The sequence below is a fragment of the Natrinema amylolyticum genome (assembly GCF_020515625.1).
In the GTDB taxonomy this organism is placed as follows: domain Archaea; phylum Halobacteriota; class Halobacteria; order Halobacteriales; family Natrialbaceae; genus Natrinema; species Natrinema amylolyticum.
This window is the reverse complement of record NZ_JAIWPJ010000007.1, coordinates 1-16,768: the sequence shown is the minus strand read 5'-3', so window position 1 is coordinate 16,768 and position 16,768 is coordinate 1. Positions and strand designations below refer to the sequence as shown.

Sequence of the window (16,768 nt, the reverse complement as noted above, 5' to 3'; positions counted from 1 at the left end):
GTGGATACCGGACTACTCCACCGGACGGACTGTGTCGCCTTCTTGGCGTACCCGGTCGAATTTCGCAAGATACGCGATCCTCTCTCGGACCTCATCGATGTCCAGTCCAAGATCAGCGGACAGTTCGTCGACGGTCATCGGTTCGTCGACTGCCTGGAGGACTTCGAGCCCGCGGTAGTATCGGTTCGTCAGCTCTTGGATGGGGTCCTCAATCGGCGTTGTCACCCCGTATCGCTCCTCAAGCTCGACCAGGGCTTCGTTCGCGAAGGTGGCGAACTGGTCGTCGCTGAGCCGATCGATCTGGGCTTCGAGTTCATCTCAAACGATGTCGAATTCGAGGCCAGCCTGCACGAGCATATTCATGTCCTCGATGTCGTCGTCACGGCCCGCGATCAGTTTGAACAGGAAGATATCCTCGTTACTGACCAACCGAACCGTCAATCGGTCGGTCGCGAGGAACGGCTCACTCCGGTCGCGTATCCCCTCGGTCAGCACGAGCTTGTTCGCGACCTGCTGGTTGAAGATGTCGAGACGGCACCCATCGTCGTTCTCGACGCAGCTGGTCGCACCCAGCGCCCGGTAATCGGCGTCCAGCGATTGTACCTCCGCATACCTAAGATCCATCAGGACAGCCCATAGCTGGCCGTACGCGTCGCCGTCGGCGACGACCAGGTCAATATTCTTCGTCGCTCCCTTGAGGTCGCGCAGCGACATCGCGCCACCACCGATCAGATAGACCGTAAGCGGGTCAGACAGCCCCTCCGCGATTCGCTGGAACTCGTTCTCGATGTACTTGCGTCCGAATGTCGGTCTCATTCTGGTAGTGGCACCTCGTAGTCAGCCGCCAATTCCTGGAACTCGTCCCACTCCGGGAGGCGGTCGCCGTCAACCTCGCCGTGCGTCTCGAGGTAGCGAAGCAAGGTGTCGATTTCGTCTTCGAGGCCATACTTCGCCGCTTGCTTTCGGAGGTCGTCCTCGTCGATGTCGACGTGAGTGAGCAACAGGAGACAGTACGAGCGGTGGCGGCTGTCGTCAATCAGCAACGTGTGACAGCAGAGTTCCGTCGGTGAGACTTCCCCTCCGTCCTTGGAGTAGAGGTAGTGGCGGTGGCGGGTCAGCAGAAACTGCAGGTCGAATGCCGCGAACCGAGCGAGACCGGTTTCGTGGAAGTGCTCCGCTTCGACCTCCGTCTCGGTCTGGGCGAGGAATTCATCGTGGTCCTCCCAAAGAATCGTCCCGTTCGGCGCGATTACTTCGAGGCGTTGCCGGTGGAGGTGGTGGGCCAGCTCGCGTGCGAACTCGTGGAGCCGATCGAAGTCGCCGTTGAAATCATAGCAGCCGTCGTCCGTGCCGACGAGACCGCGGTCGCGGAGTCGCTTGAGAACTCGGTTGACCGTGTTGCGGTAGTTGTCGCTTTGCGTGGCGATCTCGGAGACGGTCCGCGGCTGGTCGAAGTAGTACAGCACCTCGAGTGCCTTGCCGGTCAACAGCTCAGGAAAGTCGATGTGGGAGTGCTGACGGACAAGGTCCTGGTAGACTTCGACGGCTCGAGCATCTGAAGAGACGACCCGCTTTCGGCGGCCGTCGCGTTCCGTGTAGACGAGCCCCTTCTCGGCGAGGTCTCCGACGGCACGAGAGAGGTAGCTCTCGCTGTGGTCAAGCTTCGTCGCGAGCTCGGAGATCGTGTCGCCGCGTTCAACGATGGCGAGGACCTCAAGTTCGATGCGCCGGAGCACGGTGTAACATAGTACGAAACTTGTATATAAAGAAGTTTCGAGTAGTGTTACAGTCAGCAGGTACGGGAACCGGCGCCACCGTCTTAACCAACAAAACTATGGATTAGCGACCTGTGTTGGTTAACACGAGAGTAGCCGATGTCCTACGAACCCCCGACCCCACCGGCAAGCCTTCCAACGGAAATCGTCAACACGCTCAACGAGTCGACTCCGGAACGTCTCCGAGACGTTGCTACGTACGCCGAAGAGCTAGCCGAACACAGGGAACGTGAGGCTCGTCTCGAGAAGCCAGCAGATCAAGACGAGGTGGAGGAGCAACCAGACGACCTCCCGGACGACGTCCCATCGAAGGCAACGATCACAATCAAAGAGATCAACGACAACCGCTACTACTACTGGCAGTGGAGAGAGGGCGAGAAAATCAAGTCAAAGTACAAAGGTCCAGTCGATTCAGAGAACTAGTCATTGTTTGGGTGGGAGTGACAAGGAGACGGTGCTTTACTAGTGGGGAGAGTGTCCCATCATTCTCGTCCACTGATTTCCTTCACTGTCTGCTGATTCATATTTTCACCAAGTAGTCGCTATCGATCGTGGTTGGTGTAATGGAGTGTCGGCTTCCTCCCCAACCTCAAGGATCGGGGCATCCCCCTCGTAGCGCGGGTGAATTGCCATGGGTCAGCGCCATGGACAGCAGAGCAACCTCCGATCGTGTCGATAGTCGTCCCGCAATTTCTCGGAACTTGTCGTCTTCCCGTGCCAGACTCAGAGCATCGTCCCGACGTCGGTGTCGACGACATCGTCTGGAGCGACATTGAACACCTCGTGTGAGCGGAGCCCGCAGCGGGCACCGAGTGCAAACGCGATCCGCTGCTGAGTATCGGCGGCGGCCTCGAGGAACTGATCGACCTCGGTCTGGCTGAGCCAAACCTTCATCTCGTCTCGGTGCTCGTGCTGGTGTAGGTTCATATCCGGGATGCACGCTACTCGGTCAGTTTCGAGGGGAAATGGAAGTTGTTTCGGTGGTTCAGACGGTGGGATCGGGCCGATCCCGTCCGACTTTGGGATAACTCTCGAACTATTATTTCACCAAATTCGGTTTCGAAAGTGGAGTTACGCACGTGTGAACTGACTAAATTAAGCGTCGTGTTCAGATCACCTGATTCTATGTCACTGCAAATGAACTGAGCCACTAATAAACAATTCTTATGCGCGCCGAGTCGGTTCCCTGAGACAGAATGGTACGTGAAAGTTGGGGGAGTCGCGCCGGATTTATCTTGGCCGCGGTCGGAAGCGCGGTCGGACTGGGGAACATCTGGCGATTTCCCTGGATGACCGCGGAGAACGGCGGGAGCGCCTTTCTGCTGTTGTATCTGCTCATCGTCCTCGTCGTCGGGGTGCCGGGATTGCTGGCCGCATTCGTGATCGGTCGACGGTCGAATCGGAACCCAGTGGGGGCGTTCAGATCGCTCGCCGGGTCGCGTTTCTGGACGGCGTTGGGCGTGCTCTGTGTCGTCACCTCGATCATACTGATGTCGTTCTACAGCGTCGTCGGCGGATGGATACTTCGGTATTTCCTCGAGAGTGCGACAGGTGCCTATTTCGCGGATCCCGAAACCCACTTCGCGGCGATCAGCTACGGTGCCGAAGCGTTCGGCTACCAACTCGCCGTTCTCGCGGCCACGTCTCTGATTGTCGCCGCGGGGATCAGACGCGGCATCGAGGCGACGACGAAGGTGATGATACCCGGTGTCGTCGTGTTGCTCGTCGGACTTGCGATCTGGGCAGCCCGACAACCCGGCGCCGTGCAGGGATACGAGTTCTACCTCGAATTCGACGGTGCCTACCTCGCGGAGAACTTCCTATCGGTACTGGGAGCGGCCGCCGGCCAAGCGCTGTTCACCCTCTCGATCGGCAGCGGGACGATGATCACCTACGCCTCCTACATCGACGATGACCGCTCGCTGCCCCTCGACGCCTCGGCTATCGCTGTGTTCAATCTCGGTATCGGCATCCTGGCCGGACTCGTGGTATTCCCGTTGCTGTTCTCGTTCGCGCCAGGCCCGACTGAGGGCGGCCCCGGCGCCCTGTTCATCGGAATCGCCGGCGCGTTCGCAAGTCTGCCCGGCGGGCGACTTCTCGGCACAGTCTTCTTTCTTGTCGTTCTCCTCGCAGCCCTGACGAGCCTAATCAGCATGCTCGAGATTCCGGTCTCGTTTCTGGTTGACGAGTTCGATCTCGAGCGGGCGACTGCGACCCGGGGGCTATTCGCGCTGGTCACACTCACCGGCGGCGTGAACGCGTTCAGCCCCGCGGTGTTTACGCTGTTCGCGGACCACCTCGTCGATCTACTCTTGGTGCTTGGCCTGACCGGGTTCATGGTGTACACGGCCTGGGTCCTCGGTCCAGCCGCGATCGACGAGTACCTCAAAGGTGCGGGACAGCTCTCGCGCCCACTAGTGGTCCCGTGGCGATACGCAATCGGGACCCTCTTCCCAGCGTTTCTCCTCTTTACGTTCTACGCCGACGTCACGGCCCTAGTCGAGATTTCAGCGGGAACGGGACTGTTGTTAGTCGCGGCACTGCTGACAATGATGGCACTCGTCTTAGTGGCCCGCCGTTCCGTCTCTGAAAACCGACCGCAACCGAGCGAGAGTACGGACTGACTGAGACAAGTCGCTGTCCGGCTTTGGACGAACTCTCGGACGGTGATTTCACTAAGTCTAGGTTCGAAAGTGGCGTTACCGGCTCTGACGGCTTCGTTGTCATCCAACCGAACGAAGAAGGATCCGTCACCCAGAGTCAAAACCAGCAAAAGACTATAACACTTCGTCGGGAGAGGTGACAACATTCTGGGACAAATACAGGCAAGTCTCTGTTTAGTATTCGCAGGGCGGTGTTCACGTACTTCCTCGCGTTTCTCATATCCCTCAGTGTATGTAGCTTATTGATAGAGATAATGCTCACTGAATGATGTGTACTTCGCCTGTACTGACCGGTAGGTGCGTCTGCAGACATACTTTTCCGCCTCGGAACCACGCAAATATCTACGGCGAAAAGAGTATTCGCGAGTGCAGCACTTGTGTCTTGACCATAGTGATTCTGTCCTGTCCGTGGAAATGATCGGCTGCGGCGAACCACGGTCCGAGTCGGGGGAGGAAGCGGTGGTTGACTGGAGGATCATTGCTCAGATGAGTCACTTGGCCGGTTGAACCGGCGGCTGACGAGTCCGGCGACGCCGTCGAAGTAGCCGGTCCCCCACAGGGCAACGAGCAGTGCGCCGATCGCGTTGTACAGGAGATCGAAGACGATGTCGCTTGTTCCGTACTGGGCTAGCACCGGTTCGCCGCCAACGACGCTTGCTACGCCGGCGGAGGTGAACTCCCCGATCTCCCAGAGGACGCCGAACGCGAGGACAAAGATGAGGATGAACACGAAGCGGAATTCGCCGGGAACCGTGACTGACTCGGCGGACTGATCAAGTGCGTCAACGACAGCGTATCCGACGCCAGCAACAAGTGTAGCCGAGACAGTGTGCGTCACCGAATCATACCAGCCGAACATCTCGTAGGGACCGAGTGCGCCGGCCGCGTGGAGAAACGCAGCCAGTGCGATCCAGAGTGCAAGACCGGCACCCATCTCATGAGTGAACTCGCGCCGTATGAGGGCTGGCAGGAATGTAAGGGCCAGCGGGATAGCAGCGTTCACAACCAGCCCGAGATTGACCGTGACGAGCGCATAGCCGACGATGATCAATAACAGGCCCTGGATCAGTCGGACAGCGTGCCAGCACCGGCGCTCGGAGAGGCCCAGCACGGTGTCGGCATCGCTGTCAGCCGTCATGACGGATCACCCGACTGGCTCCGATTGCCGACGCTGGCGGTATCATGTCGGTAGAAGTAGATTACGAAGAGGACGGCGGCGAGTCCGCCGAATGCGGTGGCATAGATGAGATCCCACATCAGTTCGCCCTTCGTCGTGAGAAATGATGTTGCAAAGGCGACGTCGGAGGCCCATTGGGCGATCACCCAGAGCCCGGCGACAGCCATCGTTGCGAGCATGACGAATGCAACGGCAAACCGTGCGGACATTTCGATCGGTGTGAAGGCATCAAGCTCAACAGTGACGAGTAGCGCGATCGCGGCGACGGTAAGGAAGCCAGCGATCGGGAGTGTGCCGTACAGTCGAACCCAAATCGGGATGGCGGCCACTGCCAACACTTCCCACGGAGGCATCACCAATGCGTCCCGTCGCATGATCGGTGGGACGAACGCAAGGGACACAATCGCCACTGTGAGGGCCGCCCAGAGAAACGAGCCCTGCCAAACGGTCGCGATGGCAGCGACGATGATCGAACAGACGATCAGCCAGGCGAGTGCCGCGTTTATCCGTTCGTTCTCAATAAGTGATTGCAGGACTGGCATATTCTGCCCCTCACAGTGATGTATTGGCTGTCGGTTTGGTCCCTGATGTATCGATACCTGTCTCAGTCGGACAGCTACCGATCACTGTCGGTTCCGATTCGGTCTCACAGGTTCGCATACGGATTGGTTAGACAAATAGGCAGAAACCGATATGGCTTTCATACGAAGCTCGTCAGCTACCTCAAGCGTCTCGGCGTCAGTAAGTTCAGTCGTGCCGACTGTGACCGTTGTGGTTTCTTCTTCGATAGCCTGTTCGAGCAACTCTCGATCAATACCAAACATAAGGGCGGCCCCGACTGCTACAAAGATCAATCCACCGAGCGCAATGAGGGCTCCTAAGAGCCAGTCAACGACTCCGGGAGTGGGATACTAGACGTCGTGGATCGTTCCACGTTCGGACTCTCCGATGGCGGAGAACTCATGACACGTTGTTCTATCATGGTTCCGACACTTAAATGCCGTATTCATCCCTCAGAGGACTGAACGAGGTCACCGTGATCCGCCCAGGATTCCATTGCGCCGACTGGGTCTTGGGAAAAGGACAGGCCGTTACCGAGGAGCGGGATCCCCTTCGGAGACGGTGGGTCCTCCGTCTCACTCATAGTCATATCTCCCTGGTGTACCGTCTTAATCCTATTGCGCCGTATCTGGAGTGAATTTATTGATACTAGCTCTAACAGAACTAGCTGATCCTCTGCTGGTCATTCAAGCGTCTGAAAAGCTGTCCCGCCACATGGGCATGTATAGCCAGTACCAATGAGTCTGATCTCACCAGCGGACACGTCTTCTCCGCAATCATCTTTTTCCGAACGCCAACCGTTTCCGGTCCCGGGTCTATATACAAGTTCAGGGGATTCCCCGGTTCAGCTCCGGATGTTACTCGGGAGGAGGTGCGGGGTGTTTTCACGCCGTTCGAGCGGCCAGCGACACCGATCACTGCCGACGAAGTCGCCGATATGCTTGACTGTCCGCGGCATACTGCACAACAGGGTTTAGAGAAACTTGCCGACAGCGGAAAGCCTATCGGATCAACCTACGTGCCGAGGCCGCCCGGTATTGGGTAGTAGGGTGAACCCGTTCCGCGGGTGAGAAAGCCCGAATCTGACAAGGAGCAGTAGCTCAGCTTGGCAGAGCATATGGCAGGTGATAGGCCGACGTGAGAGTCGACCGCCAACCTCTATCGGGTGACGGCTGAAGCGCTCAGGGAGGTCGTCCCTCCGAACGCTATGGAGCCTGCCTTGGTTCCCGGGTTCAAATCCCGGCTGCTCCATCTGTTCAACAGACAGGGGTGAGGACAATCAAATCATTAGATAAGGTGAAGACAGCGGCAGGTGACAGTGGAGCAGAAAATATCCCCGAACTCATCGAGTGGGTGAACGGCGCAGACGTCACGAACCCAGCCCATGATGCGTTCATTCACGGTGTCGGTGCGGCCATGGACATCATCGCTGACAGGATGGAAGAACTCCTGCCACGATGTGAGGACGGCAAGCTCCACAACCTGGACGAGATGACGTTCCACCGGGCAGTACCGTCAGAACACCGGGAATGCGAAGACTGCGGGGCAGAAATCCGCGGCGACCAAGCGGTGCGATACCGACAGCTCATGCTACTCATCAAACAGCAGTTTGCGGACTGGCAGCTGGAACCAAGTGCCGGGTCGCCGGTAAAAGAGGGTGATAGCTAATTACCGAGAACGAACCGTGGAAGGAGTATGGGTACAGCCGCCGTGAAGTATTCGTCTATGCGTATATGGCGTTCATCCTCGGTGCCGCGTGCATGATCTTCCTTGTCGCTATCTTCGGAACCAGCGATCCGACTGTAGACGATACTCCGGTGGACAGTACGACCACAGCCATGCAGATTCCGGATGGAACGGTCACCGAACAGGTGATCACGGCCTCACTGGACGAGGATACGGTGGATGCGTTCTGTGAGAAGCACGGGTACCGGGCTGGATACCCGACTACGACCACAGGAGATCAGTATATGATTACCTGTTACGATGATCAGGACGGGCAGCGCGTCCGGAAGGCGTTTCCCATGTTCAAGGACTTCGCGGACTACGTACAGGGTGATACGCGGTGAAGGTATCGTTCGAGATCACCGAAAAACAGGCGACTGCTGTCGTGGTCCTCGCGGTAATCGTGTTCGTCATCGGTGCTGCGGTGGGGGCAGCAGAGAGGCAAGAGAAGTTGCAATCAGATGGCTGGGTCAGCCCTGATGACTGGTCCTGTATGATTCTCCACGGAGATCCGGACGGTGACAGTATCATCAAGTTGTTCAACGATTCGATGAGCTTCCACAAGTGTGCAACGTCCGACGATCACCGGATCGTGTCAAACGCCGCATTTGGTCTTGAGACCGGTGATAGCTGATTTTCAACGACAACGATGACGACGAGTACGATCCATCGGACATCTACGAGCCGAGCAACCCGTTAACCATCAAACCGGAACACATCAAACTGCTCCGCCAGATGCGGGTCAGGTGGCACCCTGGCGAGTTCGGTGCACCGGAGATCAATCCCAAGCGGCCGTACGGTGACAGCTCCGTCACCGACAGCATCCGTGAGATCACGGAGATGGAGAGCGCGGACGATGAGTGGTGCCGCCAGCTGCATCGGGAGATGGAGGCCATCCTGTCTGTGTGGCTCCGGTACGGTGAACTCTCGCCCGGTGACGAGATTTGTTATCCGGCAGCGGACGGCGGGTACACGTATCGGTGGATGCCGGTCGAGGAGTACGAGGCGGAGAGCGATGAGCAGCGACTACGATGAGAACACGCTAGCGCAGGTTGTGGCGTTGATCGATGAGCACATAGACGCTGCGAAGGCAGTCAAGGAGAAGTACGATTCTAATACATCGCAGTTCAATGGCGCTCATCATCGGCAAGCGGAGTTACGTGGACTGAAACACGAAATCGCACACCGATTCTTTGGTGAGGTGAAGTGGGAGGATGTCGACCTCTGACGACGAGGACTGTGCATGTGGCGGCGACGAGGACCATGAGTACCACGGGAAACTCGTGTGCTACGACAAGAAGGTGAAATCCGGTGAGTAATACTGGTGAATTGGGATGACGGTGAACGCTTATCTCAACTCGTGTGGTAGCGTATAGCATGACCTGTGAATGGTGGCCCAGTTGTGATGATGAGGCAACCCACCGTGTTGAGATCGGTAATTTAGAGTCTGGTGCAGTGACATCGTCCTACTACTGTACTGGACACGCTGAACGCAGAATCGACGAACTCGATAAAACGGGCATCCTCGAGTTCGCCGGAATAAAACGCTTCAGACAACCAAATAAGGTGTAAATGGATCAGCCACCTATCAGATAGTGGATGTGACGCGATGCTTCTGTCGGTTGAAGCGGTAGTAGCCGATCGTCCACTGGATCGGTGTGATAAGAACAGCAAGAGCGATGAGAAGACAAATAATTGTAACTATTCGGCGTGATCTGGCGACTTTGACACCGTTATTGCGCTGTGTTCCTCTGGCCATAGGTTCCCTCTCGATGCACTTCACTCAACTCACTCTCTCCCCTGATGTGGCTTCATAGCAAGCGCTAGTTTCTTCTATGCTCTGTACCATGTTATATGTTACCACCTGTGTTCCGGGCGAGACCGCGACAATACTGGCCCCCGTTGAAATTCTATTCGTTATTCACCAAGTTGACGGGGCCATCAACGACGTCGCGTCGAATGCAACCGCATACCTGCACCGGGACACGGAGTTCATTGTAACCGTCGTCGCGCGCTGGGAGGGTCCGACGAAAGACGACCAGTGCATCGACTGGGTACAAGAGTGACACGACCTGCTCGCTGAAGGTGCGACGGGCGGGACGTACGTCAACTTCGAAGGCGATCGTGAAGGTCGTGAGCGGAACATATATGGCGAGAACTCCGACCGACTTGTTGAGCCGAAAACGAGTACGACTCGGAGAATCTCTTCCGGTCGAATCAAAACGTAAAGCCAGCAGACTAGGACGAGAGTAGTTTATAAAATTTCCGTAGTCAACACACTGCGTTTCTGTCAGTGTTTGCCCTTCGCAGGCGGTTCACGATCGAGGTGACTCTGGTGTCGGGGCGAAGAACTGTCTGACCTCGTCAGCAACAGCCTCGGGGGTGTGGATAGGACCCATATGTCCAGTGCCGTCAATTTCGCGCACTTGGGCGTCAGTCACGTGCCTGGCAACGTGGTGGATGCCGTTAATGAACCAGGGATCCGATCGGTCCCCATGCAAGAGCAAGACTGGCGCGGCGATCTTTGTAAGTTCAGCTGCTTCGGTCGGACTCGTCCCGGCTTCCTCGTCGAGGCCTTCAACCTCCTGCAAGAAGACCTGGACGTTTTCCGCGCCCCCCTCACTGAAGGCCGATAACATCGCTTCGTCCATCTCGTCCAGTTCCTCCTCGGTGGAGACCCACTCAAAGAATGACCGGGCCGCGTCAACCGGACGGTCAGCAGCGGCCAGCTCGCCCAGGCGTGTAACCGCGTCGGTCAAGTGTGCGAACTCCTCCTCGCTTGTCGCCTCTAACACGGCTGGCTCGTAGGCGACGAGGGCGGACACTGAGTCGGTGCGTTCCGCTGCACCGAGTACAAGCTGGCCACCCTGAGACCATCCCAGTAACCCGGCAGGTTCGCCGATGCTCTCAATGAACGCTACCACGTCCTGTATTCGACGATCGGTCGAGAGGTCGGTACTGTGGCCGCTCAATCCCCTGCTTCGCAGGTTCATCGTGTAGCAGGTAAACCGATCAGTGAGCAATGGTAACAACGGGTCCCAGACGAATTCGCCATCACCCATAGCACCCGGAACGAGGACCAGAGGTGGTCCTTCTCCATGCACGCGTCCGGCTATCTCGGTGCCGTCATCCGAAATAGTCCGGTGAATTTCCGTTTCCTGGTCTGTATCTGGTGGTAGTTCGTCCATGAAGTCACTCACCCGTAACTCGATACGGTAGCGAATAACATAGATGCATCTCGTGACAAATGTGCACCCTCTGACCAGGGTGCAGCGTCTGATCAGAGACGACGAATTATGGATCAGCCCGCTGGGCGTGCACGTCGTTGATTGGAACGGTACTCCTGCACCGGAGTCACCGAGCACGCCGGAGGTTCACATCGACTACGGCGTACCTGGTCAGAACAGAAGTAACTGAATTTGCGGTCTATGCTGTGTGATCAGAATGGCATTAGTACTTTTCAGAGCTGATAATACTGTCTTCATCCGATCATGACGCTACTGACAGTTGTCGGCGGCTATTTGAATCAAAAATATTGCTGCCGTGCCTAGTGAAGATCACGCATCCATCAGCTGCTGGGTGAGTGCGGTGTCTTCGTAGCCGGTGAATTCCTTCACTCTCCCGTCTTCCATGTCCATGACGTGAACGCCAGGGACCTCGAAGGTGTCTCCGTCTATCGGAGTTGTGCGGTGTTTGCCTTCCATGACGATGGTGTCTTCGCCATCGATAAATCGGTCGACAACGACCTCAAATCGTTCAAACTGGTCGTCAAGTGGTGCAAACACGTTCTCCATCACGTCGTCTGTTCCAGTGTATGTCCCGCTGGCGAGCGGTGATCCCTCTGGTTCGGTCCACGTGATATCGTCAGCGAATCCAGCCAAGCATGTCTCGAGGTCGCCTTGATTGAATGCCTCGTACAGTTCTTTGACAATTTCGACGTTGGTTTTCTCTGTTGTTGCCATAGTCGCCTCCGTGTGTGGTCCACTCGCAAGGGTAAATAATCATAATATACCCAACAGGAAGGTGTGAATAGAGACACTGACCGCTATTTTATACATTCGTTTATATCATTGGAACCTGACTGCTGATAGCTTTCTGCGTAGCCGCAGTAGAGGATGAATCGCCACTGGAGCTGGACTGCTATCTACCGTGTCAGTAGTGTTCGCGCCACCTGTCGGGGATGGTCTGAAGTAAGGAACTTTCGGGAGAATTCGTGCAGGGAGAACTCTGAACGTTCAGAACCTTCGCTTACCGGTTCGGCGTATTATATGACCGACGACACCTCATTGGCAATACGCCGTACAACGGATTCATACCGGTCAAATATATTTTCATTCTATTCTTTTATATATAGAATTAACCGTAATTCCTATACTTCAGACAGAGGGCTGGGTCCGTCAGATCTGTGACTTCTGCAGATGTGTCTTTTGTAGTGTAGTGGGTAGATCAGGGTATGTACTTGAACGATAGTTTCGAACCGGTCAAAATGCGTGAGGATGGTTTTTCCGAATGCAGGGACTGCCGGCAGACGTTCCCGACTGATCAATATTGGCTGGAGGAACGGTGTCCGCTGTGTGATGATGTAGTCTGGCCGATTCCGGTAGCATCACGGTTTGAAAAGGATGATGTCATGGAGGTCGTGGATGGTGTGTTTGCAGGTGAGATGGGCAGGGTGCAGCTGGCTCCGCAGCTAACCCAATAGTGTTTTATCAGCGTTTTTGAAAGTAGAAGATACTGTGGTCACCGCTGAGATAGATAAACGACATGGTTATCATCACCCCATACCTGGAAGATATGAGAGTTCGGATAGTCTGTAACGGTCTGATCCCTCCACCTATCATGGAAGCCACTGATCCCTCCAATCCCTCTGCTGATACAACAGCTGCATTCGAACACGACCTCCAGGACTTGATCCTTACTGCATTCGGTCGTGGCGCAGACATTGAAGACACATGGAATATCGCATCTCCCGTTTCTGATGCCCCGAACTGGTGGGTGACCATCGAGAAACGCCCCCTAGAGGAACGAACGTACGAACCAACGTTCCTCGAGGAACAGGAGTAACTCGGGAGGCATTACTGGTCTCGATAACAGTCCAACCCGCCGAAAACGCTGAATGTTAGTTTTCTAGCACCTTTCCGGGATAAAAAGGTTTATGTGTAGCCTTAACATGCTCCGAGGTAGACGTACTTTGCTGAAGGCGCTTCACGAGAGCTAACCGGTCTGGACGTCGCATAAGTATAGTACACCCAGCCGACCTATGATGCCAACAACTCGAGACACGAATCAGCCGAAGGACGACCGTCGTGAGATCACCCCGACCCAGCTGTTCACAGCCTTTTCGCACGAACGCCGACAACAGACACTGGCATATCTGGCGCAGAAACCAGCCGCAATCGCACTCGGCGACCTCGCTGAGTACATCGCGATCAAAGAGGAACAGCCATCGTATGAGTGGTATGAGCGGGTGCTCACCGATCTCGCGCACTGTCACCTCCCACACCTGCAGGAAGCAGAGCTGATCTCTTACGATGCTGAAAGCGAAATCGTGGAATTAGCGGTTAAGCGGAGTGTTGTAGCGCCCTACCTGGAACTGGCTGGATACACTGACGCGTAGGTAGCCAGGATCCTCATCGTTGCTACCAGTCCTGTTTAAATGATCAATTGGCTAGATTGTCCGTAGGCAGATCCCGAGTAAGAGGGTGAGGACGGATAGGACAGGTACCGATCACTTGGTACTATATTCAGGGTAATTGGATGTTCAATCCCTATTAAATAGCGTTATTGCGGTGTATGATAGTGAAAGCGGTCGATGTCCAGTTGCGGCCACTTATAAGCGAGGTTCTGACACTTCTGGCGTTACAGGTATTCTGATTGATGACGGTGTACGGTCCGTGCCGTCTTCGAGGTATTCTAGCCGATCGAATCCGAGGAGAGTAAGACGCAGGAAGAATACTTTACACCGGAGAATCAGGGAGCATAGTGCTATACAGGAGACTGAGTGACCGACACGCACCTACCGGTTCCCCCGTATGCATATCTGACTGGTCGGTGTAGGTCATCGGGCATGACCCCAGAGACTCCTGATGGGACATTTTACCGGTCGGCCGACTTTGATGCGGTGGCACCGACACTGATCGAGGGATTACCGGGCCACGGACTGGTGGCTTCGATCGCCGTCGATCAGATCACCGACCAGCTGGGCCTTGATCAGTATGGTGCAATCCGGTCCGATACCTTGCCACCCGTTGCTTCGTTCACGGACGGTCTGGTCCAGGACTCGGTACGCGTCTACGGTGGTTCGGATCCTGATATCATGACGCTGCAGAGTGATGTCCCGATACCGGAAGACGCGTTCTCCGATCTCAGCCAGTGCGTACTAGAGGAACTGGACGAGGACTTCAGCCAGGCGATCTTCCTTGCTGGTGCACCGGCCCAGTCAGAGGACCAGCAGGGTAACGTCGTCGGCGTGGCAACAACCAATGACCTGAAGACGGAACTCGAAGAGGCGGATATCGCACTCGCAGAGGAGGACGGCGCTGTGAGTGGTGTGACCGGCGCGCTCATCAATGCGTGCTATCAGGCGGATGTTCCGGCAGCGCTGCTGCTCGTCCGGGCGGACCCACGGCTCCCGGATCCGGCCGCGGCCCGGTCCGTGATCGAGAACGCGCTTGAACCGCTTGTCGAGTTCGATATCGACACCAGTGAACTCCAGGAGAAAGCGGAGGAGATTCAGCGCCAGAAACAGCAGGTCGCACAGCAATTACAGCAGGCGCAGGGCCAACAGGAAGAACCTGTCCGAGGGATGTTCCGGTAGGAGAGCAGCTTTATCTCGGGAAATTATGCTGTTTCCGGTGTTTTTGGTTACTTGATCGCGTACGTTGCGATCTCTGATCCACCGCATGCCGGACAGTGCTGTGTTCGCTGATCCACAGTCGTTCCACAGTGCCGGCACTCATAGATCACGTCCGCGTATTCGGGTTCATCTGGGCGTCTCGGTTCCTTATCTGTCGAAACCGCTCGTTTCAGTAGCTCCCAGCCCCCCATAGTGAATCACTCGTGCCTGTTTCAGCAGTAATGCCGAAAAGCGTTTCGCTGATCTGTCTACTCGCCGTCCTGCGATATTCGTTTTAATAATACTGGGCGGCGTTTAGACTCAGATGTCTTCAGGTGGCTCGGTGACGCGGAGTTCGCTGTCGACCTCGTAGAGGTAGCCATGGTCGATCAGGCGCGTCAGTGCATGGTCAGCATCCCCCGGTTCAAGCCTGATCTCGTCAGTGGATCGCAGCACTTTGATCGCGTCGTCACGAGGGATCGCCAGGACGTGGCGCTGACTTTCACCGTGGTCCTGCCCGGTGATGTGATCGCAGAGGATAGTGTATGCGTCCAGCACCCAGTCGGGAAGTGGTGGACGGGGATCGGTGGCCAGGGACATCTATCAGATCACCTGTCAACAGACCGTTCCAGACGCTCGGGCTTAACTATATCCCCCGATCTGGCTGCTAGCACTGGACTTGTGACTGTTCACAGACTGACAGAGTATGCATGATGTCACGTACTAGTATATCAGATTAGCATGAGACCGCAGCACGATTTCTTAATCTAGAACTGCTCGCGAAACGCATGTTCAATATAGAGTGAAAGTGTAGCATGGAGCAAGCATAGATCTTACCACTTTACGAGGATGCCCGTTTGATGGAGGGATCCTGTTATGCCAGAGAAACAGAGGGATCTAGTCCTCAGTAATTCGGACGATTCGCGTCGATCCTTCATGAAGAAGGGTGCGCTCGCGACAGGCGCACTTGCCCTCGGTGCATCGGGAACTGCGACGGCGCAGGAAGACGACGGAGTCTTCGGCGATCTTGACGACGCATGGAAAGCGCTCATTCAGGTCGATAACTTCCATCCGAACGCCCGGTTCACGTTCGTCTCAGGGGTTATCGAGTGGTCGCCGAACTACGGCGATGTGCAGGACAGTTGGTTCTCGGACTACAACACATACCAGATTCGGTGGCTCAACACCGACGAGGTTGTCCCGTTGTATGTCGCACACGACGCAAATATCGGCGAGTACGACGAAGAGCTTGGATTCATCCCCGACGCCGATGACGACCAGAACCAACCGCAGTTATTCGAGATGAACCAAGAATGGACCCCATTCAGCGACAACAACCGGCTCATCACCGTCAACGCCAGTCCGGTTGGCGAGGACGAGGAAGACAATATTCTCGACACCGAAGACTGGTGGCAAAACACTGAGTAAGCATTGCGGTGTCACCCGCCTCGGCGACGGATTGATGCTAATTTCTCATTTTCTTCACATCAGACAGTTTACATTATCTTTCAATAGAAATCGAGCCAATATCAAATTATAAGCAAACCAGAGCTCTTGAGACAAACAATCGCTCAGCATGCATCTCTACTGAGCAATCCTCTGTTGCTACCCCTGTAACAAGGAGCCAGGTTACTCCTCTTGTGTTCACAGCATCCTTTTCTGTGGCATTCGCCGATTCAGAGGCAATGAAGGGAGGGGAACGCACTCGACTCGTAGCAGTGTGCGAAGACTGCGGGTCAATGTATGCGGCTTTCAAGCGGCCGAACGGTGAGATACGACCGATCGGGAACCGGAAGGGGTGTGCGTCCTGCGAGGGAACAGCGTTCAGGCCACTCCCAGCGTTCTTGGACGAAACCAGAGAAGCGAATGCCGACTGACCAGTACCTCCCAACTCCTGTTACCACCGGTCGTGTTTAGTTTGTAGCATTGTGCCAGACGGCGAAGGCTTGGAGCCACGATTCAGCTGTTGACGGTTGTGCGTGACTGAAACAGTTTGAGAACGAAGAAGTACGTCGTTTTATCTCACGGAAGA

At 55.8% G+C, this 16,768-nt stretch carries 19 protein-coding genes, 1 tRNA gene and 2 pseudogenes; 12 read left to right on the top strand and 10 right to left on the bottom strand.

Features of this window, described 5'->3' with window-relative positions; translation table 11 throughout:
- Positions 1–12 precede the first annotated feature (12 nt).
- Positions 13–816, bottom strand: a pseudogene (locus tag LDH66_RS23160) (DUF6036 family nucleotidyltransferase).
- Entirely contained in the window at positions 813–1,736 is a 924-nt protein-coding gene (locus tag LDH66_RS21755; RefSeq protein ID WP_226483182.1) for a MarR family transcriptional regulator, read from the bottom strand. The pseudogene LDH66_RS23160 and the gene LDH66_RS21755 overlap by 4 nt, the downstream one beginning before the upstream one ends.
- Before the next feature lie 138 nt (positions 1,737–1,874).
- On the opposite strand from LDH66_RS21755, the gene LDH66_RS21750 reads away from it, so the two are divergent.
- Positions 1,875–2,198: a DUF6788 family protein gene (locus tag LDH66_RS21750; RefSeq protein ID WP_226483181.1), complete on the top strand. Its 324-nt coding sequence runs from the start codon at positions 1,875–1,877 to the stop codon at positions 2,196–2,198.
- Between the two features lie 300 nt (positions 2,199–2,498).
- Here LDH66_RS21750 and LDH66_RS21745 read toward each other — a convergent pair whose 3' ends face one another.
- The gene (locus tag LDH66_RS21745) at positions 2,499–2,702 is read right to left on the bottom strand and encodes a hypothetical protein (protein ID WP_226483180.1); all 204 of its coding nucleotides are present in this window, start codon (positions 2,700–2,702) and stop codon (positions 2,499–2,501) included.
- Positions 2,703–2,971: 269 nt separating this feature from the next.
- On the opposite strand from LDH66_RS21745, the gene LDH66_RS21740 reads away from it, so the two are divergent.
- Complete coding sequence (locus LDH66_RS21740; RefSeq protein WP_226483179.1) at positions 2,972–4,399, top strand: sodium-dependent transporter; 1,428 nt, start codon at positions 2,972–2,974, stop codon at positions 4,397–4,399.
- A 514-nt stretch (positions 4,400–4,913) separates the two neighbouring features.
- Here the strand turns inward: LDH66_RS21740 and LDH66_RS21735 are convergent.
- The 3 genes from LDH66_RS21735 to LDH66_RS21725 form a co-directional block, all read right to left on the bottom strand.
- A complete protein-coding gene (locus tag LDH66_RS21735; RefSeq protein ID WP_226483178.1) occupies positions 4,914–5,576 on the bottom strand; it encodes a DUF2238 domain-containing protein in 663 nt (220 codons plus the stop codon).
- Positions 5,573–6,157, bottom strand: coding sequence for a hypothetical protein (locus tag LDH66_RS21730; protein WP_226483177.1), 585 nt, complete (start codon positions 6,155–6,157; stop codon positions 5,573–5,575). The genes LDH66_RS21735 and LDH66_RS21730 overlap by 4 nt, the downstream gene beginning before the upstream one ends.
- A gap of 464 nt (positions 6,158–6,621) precedes the next feature.
- Positions 6,622–6,759 carry a hypothetical protein gene (locus tag LDH66_RS21725; RefSeq protein WP_226483176.1) on the bottom strand — a complete coding sequence of 46 codons (138 nt, stop codon included), beginning with the start codon at positions 6,757–6,759 and terminating at the stop codon, positions 6,622–6,624.
- A 506-nt stretch (positions 6,760–7,265) separates the two neighbouring features.
- Here LDH66_RS21725 and LDH66_RS21720 point away from each other — a divergent pair.
- The 6 genes from LDH66_RS21720 to LDH66_RS21695 all read left to right on the top strand — a co-directional run bounded on the left by LDH66_RS21720 (position 7,266) and on the right by LDH66_RS21695 (position 9,129).
- Positions 7,266–7,427 (top strand) — tRNA-Leu (locus tag LDH66_RS21720).
- 45 nt (positions 7,428–7,472) lie between these two features.
- Entirely contained in the window at positions 7,473–7,844 is a 372-nt protein-coding gene (locus tag LDH66_RS21715; protein WP_226483175.1) for a hypothetical protein, read from the top strand.
- A gap of 92 nt (positions 7,845–7,936) precedes the next feature.
- Positions 7,937–8,245: a hypothetical protein gene (locus tag LDH66_RS21710; RefSeq protein ID WP_226483174.1), complete on the top strand. Its 309-nt coding sequence runs from the start codon at positions 7,937–7,939 to the stop codon at positions 8,243–8,245.
- A complete protein-coding gene (locus LDH66_RS21705) occupies positions 8,242–8,535 on the top strand; it encodes a hypothetical protein (RefSeq protein ID WP_226483173.1) in 294 nt (97 codons plus the stop codon). The genes LDH66_RS21710 and LDH66_RS21705 overlap by 4 nt, the downstream gene beginning before the upstream one ends.
- Before the next feature lie 101 nt (positions 8,536–8,636).
- Complete coding sequence (locus LDH66_RS21700; RefSeq protein ID WP_226483172.1) at positions 8,637–8,936, top strand: hypothetical protein; 300 nt, start codon at positions 8,637–8,639, stop codon at positions 8,934–8,936.
- The gene (locus LDH66_RS21695; protein WP_226483171.1) at positions 8,917–9,129 is read left to right on the top strand and encodes a hypothetical protein; all 213 of its coding nucleotides are present in this window, start codon (positions 8,917–8,919) and stop codon (positions 9,127–9,129) included. Before LDH66_RS21700 ends, LDH66_RS21695 begins: the two co-directional genes overlap by 20 nt.
- Before the next feature lie 1,087 nt (positions 9,130–10,216).
- On the opposite strand, the gene LDH66_RS21690 is transcribed toward LDH66_RS21695, so the two are convergent.
- Complete coding sequence (locus LDH66_RS21690) at positions 10,217–11,089, bottom strand: alpha/beta fold hydrolase (RefSeq protein WP_226483170.1); 873 nt, start codon at positions 11,087–11,089, stop codon at positions 10,217–10,219.
- Between the two features lie 369 nt (positions 11,090–11,458).
- Positions 11,459–11,863, bottom strand: coding sequence for a nuclear transport factor 2 family protein (locus tag LDH66_RS21685; protein WP_226483169.1), 405 nt, complete (start codon positions 11,861–11,863; stop codon positions 11,459–11,461).
- A gap of 877 nt (positions 11,864–12,740) precedes the next feature.
- Between LDH66_RS21685 and LDH66_RS21680 the strand changes: the two genes are divergently transcribed.
- From LDH66_RS21680 to LDH66_RS21670, 3 genes are all read left to right on the top strand, one after another.
- Positions 12,741–12,965, top strand: a complete 225-nt coding sequence (locus LDH66_RS21680) for a hypothetical protein (RefSeq protein WP_226483168.1) — start codon at positions 12,741–12,743, stop codon at positions 12,963–12,965.
- A 199-nt stretch (positions 12,966–13,164) separates the two neighbouring features.
- The gene (locus tag LDH66_RS21675; RefSeq protein ID WP_319004377.1) at positions 13,165–13,518 is read left to right on the top strand and encodes a DUF7344 domain-containing protein; all 354 of its coding nucleotides are present in this window, start codon (positions 13,165–13,167) and stop codon (positions 13,516–13,518) included.
- A gap of 450 nt (positions 13,519–13,968) precedes the next feature.
- Positions 13,969–14,718 (top strand): proteasome assembly chaperone family protein, encoded by a 750-nt coding sequence (locus tag LDH66_RS21670; RefSeq protein WP_226483166.1) that lies wholly within the window; start codon positions 13,969–13,971, stop codon positions 14,716–14,718.
- Positions 14,719–15,057: 339 nt separating this feature from the next.
- On the opposite strand, the gene LDH66_RS21665 is transcribed toward LDH66_RS21670, so the two are convergent.
- On the bottom strand, positions 15,058–15,336 hold the full coding sequence (locus tag LDH66_RS21665) for a hypothetical protein (RefSeq protein WP_226483165.1): 279 nt from the start codon (positions 15,334–15,336) through the stop codon (positions 15,058–15,060).
- A 276-nt stretch (positions 15,337–15,612) separates the two neighbouring features.
- On the opposite strand from LDH66_RS21665, the gene LDH66_RS21660 reads away from it, so the two are divergent.
- The gene (locus LDH66_RS21660; RefSeq protein ID WP_226483164.1) at positions 15,613–16,164 is read left to right on the top strand and encodes a twin-arginine translocation signal domain-containing protein; all 552 of its coding nucleotides are present in this window, start codon (positions 15,613–15,615) and stop codon (positions 16,162–16,164) included.
- A 485-nt stretch (positions 16,165–16,649) separates the two neighbouring features.
- Here the strand turns inward: LDH66_RS21660 and LDH66_RS21655 are convergent.
- Positions 16,650–16,768, bottom strand: a pseudogene (locus LDH66_RS21655) (IS6 family transposase); the annotation flags it as partial.